Below are 12164 nucleotides of genomic sequence, written 5' to 3'. Positions count from 1 at the left end.
TTTATCGTGCAAAATATGTCTATTTCTAGGTTTGTTAACCACGGAAGGTCAACTGACGTAAGTACTGCGTTTCTGAACAGGAACACTACCTTATTACTTTTGTCTTGATGAAAGGTTTTTAAATGAAAAAATACATTGCATTATCAGTATTGATGGTGTTGTCCAGCTCAGCATTTGCTGCATTTCAGGGGCCAAGTGTTAACAGTATCAATACGGTTAAAGCGGCGCTGGAAGCAAAAGATGAAAGCGCGGTTGTGCTAAAAGGACACATCGTTCAAGAGTTGGGCAGTGAGCTTTATCTGTTCCGTGACAGCACCGGCGAGATCCAGGTTGAAATTGACAATGAAGATTGGCTAGGGCAAAACGTGACACCTAATGACAATGTGACGATTCGTGGTGAAGTCGACACAGAATGGCGTTCAGTTAAGATAGACGTAGATACTATCACGAAGAACTAACATATCGATTATGATTTGAGGTGGCTCTGAATTCAGGGCTGCCTTATTCTTACACCAATATTTGGCCTTAACCCCATCCGTCTAATTGCTGTTTTCCGGCTATTCCCAAACTACTGAAGATGCTTGGGTATATCTGTTTCAAATAGCGCCAGTAAGCTAAAACCGCCTTCTTAAAAGGCGGCACGTTATTGGTATCTCGTTGTTATATGACTGAAATTCCTTCGTTAACCGTTACCCGGTTAACACTCCAGCTCAGTGTCAATCCGAGAGCGACAGCAACTGCAGCCCCCATCATGACAGCAGACACTGTCTGCAGGCCGTGGACAGCCAACGCAGAGACGGCGCCACTGGCGATAAAACAGATCATGGTTTGCAGGAAGTTAAGCAACCCCGCGGCTGTTGCGCTGCAGGTTTTGAATTCTTCCAGCGCTTTGTTCACCACGATAGGGTAAATCGCGCCGTTTGCTGCTGCCAGGAAACAGAATGGGATCAGTACAGGCCAGATGTTGGTGACATCCGTCTGCCATGACACCACAAAGATCACGGATACGCTTGCAATGAACAAGGCAACAAACCAAGGCAGCAATACAGAACCGTCAAATTTGTTCAGCAGGGCACGGCAGCTGTAACCTCCCACGATGAACGCAATGGTTTGGGGCACATAGCTCATGCCAATGTCTGCGCCGCTGTAACCCATCTTGGTCATCACGAAAGGTGAGCCTGTTAGCCACGCAAAGAACGCGGCTGAACAGCCTGCAAATACCAGCATATTACCGATAAACTTGCGTGAGCGAATGATGCGCTTATAGTCGCCAACCAGCTTGGCACCCAACTTCTCGTCGCTGCTAACCGCTGGTGCGCTTTCTTTCTGGCGCAGAGTGGTAATAACCAACAGTACACCCAAAGCAACCAGTGCAATGAAAATACTACGCCAGCCGAACTGGGATTCCAGCGCTGCACCTGCCAGCGGTGCCAGTGCAGGAGACAGGGCCACCAATGGCATGATGGTTGCGAATACACGCTGGGAGGTTTTGCTATCATAGCGGTCAATAACCACAGCTTGCCAAATCACAGCCGCAGAGCAGGCACCCAGTGCTTGCACAAAACGCGCCGCCAGAAAGATTTCAATGCTTTCTGCCATAAAGCACGCAGCAGTGGCGGCACTGAACAGCACCATACCACCGACCAGAACTTTGATGCGGCCAATGCGATCAGACAGGGGCCCGTACACGATTTGGCCCAGCGCCATACCCAGCAGGAACACCGTGAGCGACAGACTAATCATAGATTGGGTGGTGCCCATCTCAAGGCGGATGTTTTCAAACGCAGGCAGATACATGTCCGTCGCCAGAAATCCGAGCATGCTCAGTCCGGCAAACCAGATCATCGTGGTCATTGGAACCGTATTTTTCATTTCACTTGTCCGTTATACAGTTGTTTGCACATATGGCTGCGAAGTCTACTGCTGGTGAAAAGCGGTGTGAAACGCTAATATTTCGATACTCCTTTCAAAAAATTTGATTTGTATGTTTTCCTATCAAGATCTTCAAGTGATTGATGCAGTTGCCCGCCGTGGTAGCTTTTCCGCCGCTGCTGAAGAATTGCACAAAGTACCGAGTGCGGTGAGCTATAGCATCAGGCAAATAGAAGACAAACTTGCTGTGAATTTATTTGAGCGTTTACACCGTTCGGTAAAGCTCACGCCAGCCGGTGAGTTCTTCGTGCAACAGGCTCGGGATCTGATGAAACGGATGGACGAGATACGACACCAGACCCAACGCGTTGCCAACGGCTGGACGCGCAGCGTTTCACTGGCGCTGGACAATGTGGTGCGTGAAGACAGGGTCGACTCACTGGTGCGTGACTTCTATGACGCTTTCCCTGACGTAGAGCTATTACTCACTATGGAAGTGTTCAATGGCGTCTGGGATGCCCTGGCGTATGACAGGGCAGATATTGCCATTGGTGCAACGGCTGCTGTCCCGGTGAGTGGCAACCTCAGTTACCGGGATATGGGCATTCTGACCTGGCGGTTTGTGGTATCAAAAAATCACCCGTTAGCCGCTGAGCTAGAGCCACTCAGCAACGAGCAATTGCTGGCGTATCCGGCTATTTGTCTGGAAGACACCTCCCGGATCCTGCCCAAACGCGCGACATGGTTGTTGGATAACCAGCGCCGCCTCACCGTGCCCAATTGGCACAGTGCCATTCAATGCTTCCGCTCCGGTCTTGGAATCGGGGCGATGCCGTCACACATGGCGGAGCCTTACCTAGAAAGCGGTGAGTTAGTAGAAAAAATATTGGTGGATCCACCAGCTAAAAGCCCGTGCTGCATCGCCTGGCGTTCAGATAAAGAAAACCCGGCAGTAAACTGGATTCTCGATTACCTTGGTGATGCAGAAAAAGCGCACAGGGAATGGTTGGAATAACGCTGCCTATACTGCGCCTCTGCCTGTTTCCATCAAAATGAAAGGGAGCGAAGCCGCTCCCTTTTGTGATTATGCAGTTTCCACTTTCACCCGGAAGAAAATGGCGTAAAACAGCGGAATGACCACCAATGTCAGGATGGTTGCGAACAGCAGGCCAAACATAATGGTGACGGCCATGCTCTTGAAGAAGGGGTCAATCAAGAGCGGCGCGACACCAAGAATAGTCGTAAATGCGCCCAGCAACACCGGACGCGCACGGCTGAGCGCCGCGTCGATAATCGCAAAATACGGCGCTTTCCCGTCGCGGATTTCCACGTCGGCCTGATCCACCAATACAATGGCGTTTTTCACCATCATACCAATCAGGCTCAGGAAGCCGAGGATCGCCATAAATTCAAACGGTGTCTGGAACACAATCAAGCCCACGGTAACACCGACAACGGCAAGCGGTGCTGTCAGCCAGATAACCAGTGGCTGGCGCAGTGCGTTGAACATGAAAACCACGGCCAGAATCATGGCGGCAAAACCGTAAGGGGCAGAGATAACCAGACCCTCATTGGCATCTTTTGATGCTTTGTATTCGCCGTACCATTTCAGTTCATAACCCGGCGGCAATTCAATGGCTTCAATCTTGCTGCGCACCGTATTAAACGCATCTGCCGTCAGCACGCCCGGCGCCGGGTCTGCCTGTACCAAAATGGTGGGCATACGATCGATGCGGCGCAAAATGGCATCCTGATAGACAACATCTACCGATTCCACCAACTGGCTCACTGGAATGAATGTGCCTGTCGCTGGGCTGAACACTTCGGTATTTTCAATCGCACGCTGGTGGTTGCGCTCGCTTTCCGGTGCGCGTACCACAATCGGGATCAAATCGTTTCCTTCGCGGTAAACACCCACGTTGCGGCCTGTCAGGGTCTGGGCAATTGCCTGGTTGATTTCCTGTGTTGTCAGGCCAAAGCGCTGGGCTTCTTCGGAAGAATAGACCGGGCGAAGCACAGGCACCTGCTGACGCCAGTCATCCTGAACCGCAATCAGGTTGTCATCTGCCAGCATAATGGCTTTTGCCTGCTCAGCCAGCTGACGCAATATGGCACTGTCCGGGCCTTTGAAACCGGCTTCGATTTTCTTGCCACCACCACGGCCAAGCATGAATTTCCACACCTTGATGGACGCATCCGGATATTTGGTATCCAGTTCGCTTTGCAGCTCGCCCAGAAGCGGTGCAATCTTGGTGTAATCGTCGATATCAATCAGCAACTGGCCGTAACTTGGGTTTCTTGGTTCCGGCGCGTAAGTCAGCATAAAGCGCAGGCCGCCACCACCGACGAAGCTGGTGATATTGGTTACACCTTCTTTCGCTTTTACATCTTTCTCAATGTCAGCAATCACCGCCTCGGTGCGTTTGATGTCTGAGCCTTGTGGCAGGTACACATCAATGACAAATTGTGGGCGCTGTGATTCTGGCATAAAGCCGGGTGGAACAAACTGTACACCCCAGATAGCTGCCGCCATCGTACCGAATAACAGGGCACAGCTGATGATGCGGCGTTTCAGTACCCATGTCAGCAGGGCTTTGTAGCCAGTGACCATGCGGCCGGGCTTTTTATCCGCTTTCACCGGTGCCACTTTAAGGAAGTCATGACACAGCATAGGGGTCACTGTCACTGCAAACACCCAGCTCAGGAACATAGAGTAGAGGATCACCCAGAACAGCGAACCCGCATATTCCCCCATGTCTGATGGCGATAAACCAATCGCACTGAATGCACAGATACCCACCACAGTACCGCCGAGCAGTGGCCATTTGGTGCTGTTGACGATTTCAGACACCACGGCTTTGCGGTCCGCATCCGGATCCTGTTGCAGACGAACCAGAATACCGTCGGTCACCACAATGGCGTTATCAACCAGCATACCGAGCGCAATGATCAACGCACCCAGTGAGATACGCTGCATGGCGATATCTTCAATCAGCATGATGCAAAGTGTGCCTGCTACCGTCAGCAGCAACACAAAGCCGATGATCACGCCAGAGCGCACACCCATGAACAGCAGCAGTACCACGAAAACGATAGCCACGGCCGCAATCAGGTTGTCGATAAAGTTAGCGACGGAAGCGCGTACCGAGTCGGATTGCATGGAGATAACATGCAGTTCCATACCCAATGGACGCTGGCTTTCCAGCTCTGCAAGCCGTGCTTTTACCGCATCCCCCATGTCTACCACGTTGCCGCCGGCGACATTTGAGATACCAAAACCAATGGCGCGTTCGCCGTTGTAGCGCATCAACATGGTTGCAGGTTCTTTGTAACCACGTTTGATGTCGGCGATATCGCCGAGACGCAATACAGTATGGTTGTCACCGACCGCCACTTGCAGGTTTTTCAGGTCAGCCACCGAATCGACACTGGATGTCGGGATCACGGGAATACGCATCGCATCGGTTTCGATGCTGCCTGCCACCGTGACCAGATTTTGTTTTTGCAGCACCTGAAACACTTTTTCTGCTGATACGCCAAATTCCGCCAGACGCTCACTGTAAATTTCAACAAAGATCGTTTCCTGTTGCTCGGCAAGCGTGGCGGTTTTTGCGACACCCGGCACCAGCACGATTTCGCGGCGCAGCGCATCGACATAGTCCTGAAGTTGCTTGTCGCTGAAACCTTCACCGGTAACAGCAAAGAACAGGGCATAGACGTCGGAAAAGTCATCGTTGACGATTGACGGGCCAGCACCCGGCGGCAACAACCGCTGCGCATCCGCAACCTTGCGGCGTAGTTTGTCCCACACCTGTTGCAGGTCGGCTGCGCTTTTCGCGAACTCCAGTTTGATTTCAACCGTCACCTCAGACATGCCCTGCATGGAGACGGACTTCACCTCTTTGAGCTCTTGCAATGACTGCACTGCACCTTCAATGACATCCGTGACTTCGTCTGAGACCTCCTGTGCCGTCGCCCCGGAATAAGGTGTCACAATCACCGCCTGACGAATCACAAATTCCGGATCTTCAAAGCGGCCCAGTTTCAGGTAGCTGATGTACCCCCCAATCAGAGTGAGGGCAACCAGCACCCAGACGCTGGTACGCTTGGCAATGGTATAACGTGCAATATCCATTGTTATGCTCCGGCGCGGTTGTCAGTGTAAGGGCGTACTTCCATGCCTTCTTTCACGCTGGAAACACCGGCAATGATGACGCGCTCACCACGGTTAAGGTGTGCTTTGACAACAATGCGGTCTTTCACCAGTGTGCCGATTTCGATGAAGCGCTTATGGGCCTGATTGTTTTCATCCACCACCCAGACAAATTGTTTGCCCTGGTTATCGGGCACCACCGCAGTAAGAGGCAGGGTGATGATATTGCCCTGATCTACCATAGCATCGGCGTCAGGGATGACTTTGACCGCCATACCCGGTAAAACTCTAAAACCGTTGGTTTGTTCAAGCCCCAATACCACCGCATAGGTCTGGGAAACCGGATCGGCCTGAGTGGCGAAGGTGCGCAGGGTCAGCGGGAACTGTTGTCCCGGAATGGACGAAATTTCAGCAATCGCTTTGTTGTTGCTGTTCCCCCCGGAAAGCACAACCTGATAAGGAACGTTGATAACCACTTCCAGATCGCTAAGGTCGTGTACTGTCAATACCGACTCATTTGCCTGTACCTGAATATGGTTGTCCACCAATTTGCGGCCAATGATGCCATCGAATGGCGCATGCAACTCGGTATATTCCAGTTGGCGCCGGGCTTCATCAACACGGTTCCGTGCGAGGTTGAATTGGGTGGTGATGGCATCCAAGTCCGCCTTGGAGATCGCCTGACTCTTTTTGAAAATGGCCTTTGCCCGCTCATATTCCAGCGTTGTGTTTTTCAGCTCAAGTTCCGCAGATGCCAGTGCGGTTTTTGCATCACGTGCATCCAGTCTTGCCAATAACTGGCCTTTTTTTACTTCATCGCCTTCTTTGACCAGTATGTCAGTCAGCCGTCCACCGATGCGGAAAGAAAGGTCAGCACGTTCAGCGGCACGTACCACACCGTTAAAGCTTAGATCGGCGGCACGTTGCGCCTGAACGATTTCAGTCAGTGCGGGTTTAATGACTGGTGCAGCCTCTTGCTCAACCGGTTCTTCGCCACAACCGGCCAATAGAAAAGAGGCGGCAAGGACCGAGGCAATCGCACTGCGTTTAAACAATGACTTGCCAGACTTCATTGTGATCATTTTTGGGCTTCACTCCACATTCAAGGACGGCTGATCCAGTCCACTACCCGTAGGGTTAATTGATAAGAAAAGAATGCGATATAAACGCAAAGTAAACTTTGGAGTTTATTTTAAGCGCGTTTGTCCTTGGTGGTAAACTTTAAAGTGTACTTTTTTATATTGAATTGCTAGATTGGCTGGGTCGACAGAAGGAGAGAAACCATGACACGGTCAGAGCAAAAGCGCCTGGCGATCACCAATGCAGCGAAAGAAGAGTTTATCCAGCACGGCTTTTCCGCCGCCAATATAGACCGTGTTTGTGCGTCGGCAGGAGTGTCAAAGCGGACCTTATACCGTCATTTTGAAAGCAAGGAAGCGTTATTCGAATCGATACTTACCATCATCCAATCCTCAATTGATGAAAGTATACGCTATGTCTTTGAGCCAGAGAAAAGCCTGAAAGAGCAATTGATAGAGATAACACGTAAGGAAGTTGAATCCCTTTACAGGAAATATGGCATTCCATTTACGCGCGTCATTTTGATGGAATTTCTGCGCCAACCGGACATGGCAAGTCAAATTATCAACAAAATCTACAACACTAAATCCTTGAACCATTGGTTTGCCGAAGCCCAGAAAGCTGGGAAGATAAAAGAGGTCAAACTCGAATACCTGTCGCAAACCTATTCGAGCCTGTTTAATGGCATGTTTGTCTGGCCACAGGTTTTTGATATGCAGCCAATTCCTGAAGGAAAAGCATTGGAAGAGAAGATTGAGCATATTGTGGGTGTGATGATGGCGAGTTTTTGTCGCTAAAGGAAAAGTGACGTCATATTTCAATGTCTTCCGTATGATTTCACACGCATAGGGTTCATGTTCAAAAAAGCGCGCTTTAGAATGAATGAAAATAGCAATGGTTATCATTGCCTAATGTATTGAAAATGCTGAGAAAGCCCCCCTTGTTGTTGACAATTAATTCACTTAGGATGTGAGGCATCTTTAGGGAATTTGTAATGGCAGCGTTAAACAAGGAACACTGTGATGAAAGGGCACAAAGACGTCATCGTTGGGTTGAATAGCGTCCTCACCAGCGAACTTACCGCAATCAACCAATATTTTCTCCATGCGCGCATGCTCGGCAATTGGGGCTTTGAAGCCCTCAATAAAGCCGAATATAAAAAGTCCATTCAGGACATGAAGCATGCGGACAAGCTGATCGAACGTATTCTTTTCCTCGAAGGTTTACCTAACCTACAACACCTTGAGCGACTACGTATTGGTGAAGAGGTTCAGGAGATGATCGAATGTGACAAGGTGATGATTGAGGAGCAGCTGGAGCAACTCAAATCAGTGATTACGCTTTGTGAAGAGAAGCAAGACTACGTGACCCGCGAATTGCTGAATGACATTCTGGAAGATGAAGAAGAACACCTCGACTGGATTGAATCACAACTTGAACTGATTGGCCTGACAGGTCTGCAAAATTATCTGCAAGCGAAGATGGGGAAATAAGCATGAAAGGAAAACAAGAAATTATCGATGGCCTGAACCGCTTGTTGACCAATGAGTTGTCTGCTATGGATCAGTATTTTGTCCACGCGCGCATGTATGAAGACTGGGGTATGGATGAGCTTTATGAGCGCATTAACCATGAGTCTGACGATGAACGCGAACATGCCTCTATGCTGATCAACCGCATTCTTTTTCTGGAAGGGACGCCGGATGTTCAGTCCCGTGAAAAGCTGCTGATCGGCAACGATGTCGAAGAGATGATGCAAAACGATCTGAAATACGAGTACATGGTAGCCGATGAACTGCGTAACGTGATCGCGCTTTGCGAACAAAAGCAGGATTACCAGACCCGTGAAATCCTGCTCAAGCTTTTGGATGATACTGAATCTGACCATATGTACTGGCTTGAAAAACAGTTGCGCCTTATCAAAACGGTTGGATTGCAAAATTATATCCAGTCAAAAATGGGCAAGTAATCTGCTTACCCTGCTAAACGAACAAAAGCCGCTTGAATGCGGCTCTTGTTCGTTTGTGACATAGGATATTGAAACCGCTGATGGAGACGACCCTAATCCTCTTTCGTTTCAGCGGGATTCTGCTTCAGTGTCTGGTAACCGGCCCAAATCCGTGTGGCTGTGGTTACCCAGCATAATGCACCAAACGTCCATGCAATTTCGGCAAAGTAGCCGGGAAACAGGCAGAAAAGGACAAAACAGGCGATAGTTTCCGTACCTTCTGTCAACCCGCCAATGTAATAGAGTGATTTGCTTTGATAGATGGGATTCTCGATATTTCGTTTACTCACCATGATGGCGAAGGCAAGGAAGCTTGAACCTGTCCCCATAAAGGAAAAAATAAGGAATGCCGCGGCAATGGCGTTGTGTTCCGGGCTCGCCAGTGCAAACGCAAACGGGATCATCGAATAGAACAGAAAATCGAGGGTAATATCGAGAAAGCCCCCGGCATCGGTGATCCCCTGCCGACGGGCAAGTGCACCATCCAAGCCATCAAAAATACGGTTCAATGCAATAAATAACAGCCCAAGCCAATAGTATTTAAAAGCAATAGCAGGCAGTGCAAACATACCAATCAGAAAACCACTCACCGTTACCTGATTGGCACTAAAGCCTATCTTATCTGGCAGTTTTGCTGCCTGCTTCAAAGGCCAGCGGATAACTGTAATAGCGTAGCGATCAAGCATTGTTTTTCTCCGTGGTGATAGTGTCACCCATGGTGTTTATTTCGCTTTCTGCATCGGGCCAGTGAAAAAGGGTGCTTTCCACCGGCACATCATCCTCGTCATGCGTCACCATCACGGCGGCGATATTGCGGTTTTTGATTTGTTTGAATACAAAGGCACGGAAGGATTTACGCAGTGGTTTATCCAGCTTGCTGAAAGGCTCATCCAGCAGAATCACTTTGGGATGCGAAAGCAGCGTACGCATCAGGCTTATCCGGGCACGTTGCCCGCCGGATATTTGGTCCGGTGCCTTAAAGGCGATGTCTTGAAGCTCAATCTCTGCCAGTGTTGCCAGAGCACGTTCCTTTTTTTCGCTGGCACTCATGGTGTCTGGCAATCCAAACGCCAGATTTTGCCAAACATTCAGGTGAGGAAACAACAGGTCGTCCTGAAAAAGAATACCCACTTCGCGCTTTTCAGCGGGCAGGGAATGGATGCTCTGGTTGTTGACCTGAATACTGCCTTCACAACAAAACTCTGGTGAAAGGTGTCCGGCGATGGCGCTTAACAGGGTTGATTTTCCACAGCCACTGGGGCCCATCACAGACAGGACATGGCCTTTCTCAACCCGAAACGACATGTTTCTCAGCAGCGTGACCTGGTTAGACTTTATAGTTAGGTTTTGTACGGACAAACTCATTGACTGTCTCTCTGGATTCATCATGTCGGGCAAGACGCCGACGAGGGTCTGCCAAACGGCTGGCCGCCAATGAAAGGACGAAAAAGACCAGCGGCAGAAAAGCCTGAATAAGACCATAAACCGCACTGATGCGTCGGTCTTGTCCACTGGCTAGGCTCACGGCTTCCGTGGTCAGGGTGGTAATACGGCCAGCGCCAAGCAACTGGGTTGGCAAATACTGGGCGAAACTGACGCTGAGCCCAACCGCCCAGGCCAACAGGATCGCAGGGATAACAATCGGGAGCTTCACCTGCCACCATGCTTTGAAAGCACTGTGACCCAGGCTTCTGGCGGTTTGTGTCAGGCGTTGATCGAAGGATTTCCACGGACCATCGAGCGCCAGATACACATAGGGGAAGGCAAACAGAATATGGGCCCAAATAGTGGCAGGTACATGCCACTGACCCGGCAACATATAAATGGCGACCTGAATACCAAACAAGATAGAAAGCTGCGGGATCAGCATAGGAATTGCAATCACCAGCTGGGGCACTGACTTATGGTATTTGTCACGATACTCCAGACACCCGACAGCAAAAATCAGGGCGACGGTGGCTGAGGTTAAACCCAGAATCAAGCTGTTCGAGGCCAGCTCCAGAAGGTGACCGGATTCCTGCTCCCAAAAACGGGCGCTGGTACGACTCGGCCAGATATCGGGAAAACGCCAACGAAGGGCAAAAGACCAGACCAGCAATAATGGGATCATTAAAAATGGTAACAGGGCGATGAACTTAAATAGGTGGCGTCCGGGCAATTGATAAGATTTACTGCCACTGAATTGCCAGTTTTGCCAGCCCCGGATCAACACATTCTCGAAAAGGCGGTATACGAGCAATACACCGAAACAGAGCACAAACAGGGAAATGGCACCAGCAGCCGCGCGGGGCAACAGGGAGAGATCCGGGTCGTTAAACCATTGCCACACCAAGACAGCAAACGTGGATGGCGATGTTGGCCCCAGAATCATGGCGACATCAACCACAGATAACCCGTACGCCAGTACCGCATAAATGGGAAAACGCATTTTTGGCAGCCACTGCGGGAAGACCACTTTTAACCAGGCGGCAGCGCGGTTGTAACCGAGACTTCTGGACGCTGCCAATAATCGGTCCACTTCCATCTGCTTCAAGACCGAAAGGCTCATTAACAGCAGGAAGGGCGTTTCTTTTACTGCCAGTGCAAGAATAAGCCCAATACCGCTGCAATCCTGTACCAATGACCACTGGTGCGGCTGCGTTTCTCCGGTAAACAGGGCAAAAAACCTGAATAACCAGCCTGATGGGGCAAAGGTCAGTGCAAACCCAATCGCAAAAGCGACATGTGGCATAGCAAGCAACGGGGACAACCACTGTTCAATCCGTTTCCAGAATGGTGTTCCCCAGCAAGACTGGAGGATCAAAAAGGTAAAAAGAACCGCAAAAAAAGAGGCTGTGATACCGGTAAACAGAGTAAGCTGGATGGCCCTGTCTGTCCCTGGCCACGCCATCATAGCGTGCCAGCCATCAAGGCTGGGTTCATTCAAACCAAGAACAGGAAGGTAGCTGATGGCAGAAATAAGCACGCCGCCAAAACCCGGAATAAGAGGTAAACAGCACACAATCAGTGTCAACAAATACAACAGGCGTAACATGCTTACCTCGTTCTCCA

At 50.1% G+C, this 12164-nt stretch carries 11 protein-coding genes; 5 read left to right on the top strand and 6 right to left on the bottom strand.

Features of this window, described 5'->3' with window-relative positions; all coding sequences use genetic code 11:
• The first annotated feature begins 122 nt into the window (after positions 1-122).
• The gene (locus tag VHA_RS14960; RefSeq protein ID WP_005505773.1) at positions 123-458 is read left to right on the top strand and encodes a YgiW/YdeI family stress tolerance OB fold protein; all 336 of its coding nucleotides are present in this window, start codon (positions 123-125) and stop codon (positions 456-458) included.
• 202 nt (positions 459-660) lie between these two features.
• Here the strand turns inward: VHA_RS14960 and punC are convergent, their stop codons facing one another.
• Positions 661-1872, bottom strand: a complete 1212-nt coding sequence (gene punC, locus VHA_RS14955) for a purine nucleoside transporter PunC (RefSeq protein ID WP_005505771.1) — start codon at positions 1870-1872, stop codon at positions 661-663.
• 112 nt (positions 1873-1984) lie between these two features.
• On the opposite strand from punC, the gene punR reads away from it, so the two are divergent.
• Positions 1985-2887, top strand: coding sequence for a DNA-binding transcriptional activator PunR (punR, locus tag VHA_RS14950; RefSeq protein ID WP_005505769.1), 903 nt, complete (start codon positions 1985-1987; stop codon positions 2885-2887).
• A 69-nt stretch (positions 2888-2956) separates the two neighbouring features.
• On the opposite strand, the gene VHA_RS14945 is transcribed toward punR, so the two are convergent.
• Both VHA_RS14945 and VHA_RS14940 read right to left on the bottom strand, forming a co-directional pair.
• Complete coding sequence (locus VHA_RS14945) at positions 2957-6007, bottom strand: efflux RND transporter permease subunit (RefSeq protein ID WP_005505767.1); 3051 nt, start codon at positions 6005-6007, stop codon at positions 2957-2959.
• Between the two features lie 2 nt (positions 6008-6009).
• Positions 6010-7107 (bottom strand): efflux RND transporter periplasmic adaptor subunit, encoded by a 1098-nt coding sequence (locus VHA_RS14940; RefSeq protein ID WP_040529069.1) that lies wholly within the window; start codon positions 7105-7107, stop codon positions 6010-6012.
• 201 nt (positions 7108-7308) lie between these two features.
• Between VHA_RS14940 and VHA_RS14935 the strand changes: the two genes are divergently transcribed.
• The 3 genes from VHA_RS14935 (at position 7309) to bfr (VHA_RS14925) (ending at position 9074) form a co-directional block, all read left to right on the top strand.
• On the top strand, positions 7309-7902 hold the full coding sequence (locus tag VHA_RS14935; RefSeq protein ID WP_005505763.1) for a TetR/AcrR family transcriptional regulator: 594 nt from the start codon (positions 7309-7311) through the stop codon (positions 7900-7902).
• 225 nt (positions 7903-8127) lie between these two features.
• Positions 8128-8598, top strand: coding sequence for a bacterioferritin (gene bfr / locus VHA_RS14930; protein WP_005505756.1), 471 nt, complete (start codon positions 8128-8130; stop codon positions 8596-8598).
• Positions 8599-8600: 2 nt separating this feature from the next.
• Positions 8601-9074, top strand: coding sequence for a bacterioferritin (gene bfr / locus VHA_RS14925; RefSeq protein ID WP_005505754.1), 474 nt, complete (start codon positions 8601-8603; stop codon positions 9072-9074).
• 92 nt (positions 9075-9166) lie between these two features.
• Here bfr (VHA_RS14925) and VHA_RS14920 read toward each other — a convergent pair whose 3' ends face one another.
• Genes VHA_RS14920 through VHA_RS14910 form a run of 3 tightly spaced genes read right to left on the bottom strand, consistent with a single transcriptional unit; the run spans position 9167 to position 12147 of the window.
• Positions 9167-9799 carry a CDP-alcohol phosphatidyltransferase family protein gene (locus VHA_RS14920; RefSeq protein ID WP_005505740.1) on the bottom strand — a complete coding sequence of 211 codons (633 nt, stop codon included), beginning with the start codon at positions 9797-9799 and terminating at the stop codon, positions 9167-9169.
• Entirely contained in the window at positions 9792-10478 is a 687-nt protein-coding gene (locus VHA_RS14915; protein ID WP_040529067.1) for an ATP-binding cassette domain-containing protein, read from the bottom strand. The genes VHA_RS14920 and VHA_RS14915 overlap by 8 nt, the downstream gene beginning before the upstream one ends.
• Positions 10441-12147, bottom strand: a complete 1707-nt coding sequence (locus VHA_RS14910; RefSeq protein ID WP_005505737.1) for an ABC transporter permease — start codon at positions 12145-12147, stop codon at positions 10441-10443. The genes VHA_RS14915 and VHA_RS14910 overlap by 38 nt, the downstream gene beginning before the upstream one ends.
• Between the last annotated feature and the right edge of the window lie 17 nt (positions 12148-12164).

Origin of the sequence: Grimontia hollisae CIP 101886 (genome assembly GCF_000176515.1) — a bacterium.
Lineage (GTDB): Bacteria > Pseudomonadota > Gammaproteobacteria > Enterobacterales > Vibrionaceae > Enterovibrio > Enterovibrio hollisae.
The sequence above is the reverse complement of the archived record's forward strand: the minus strand, read 5'-3'. Positions and strand labels throughout refer to the sequence as shown.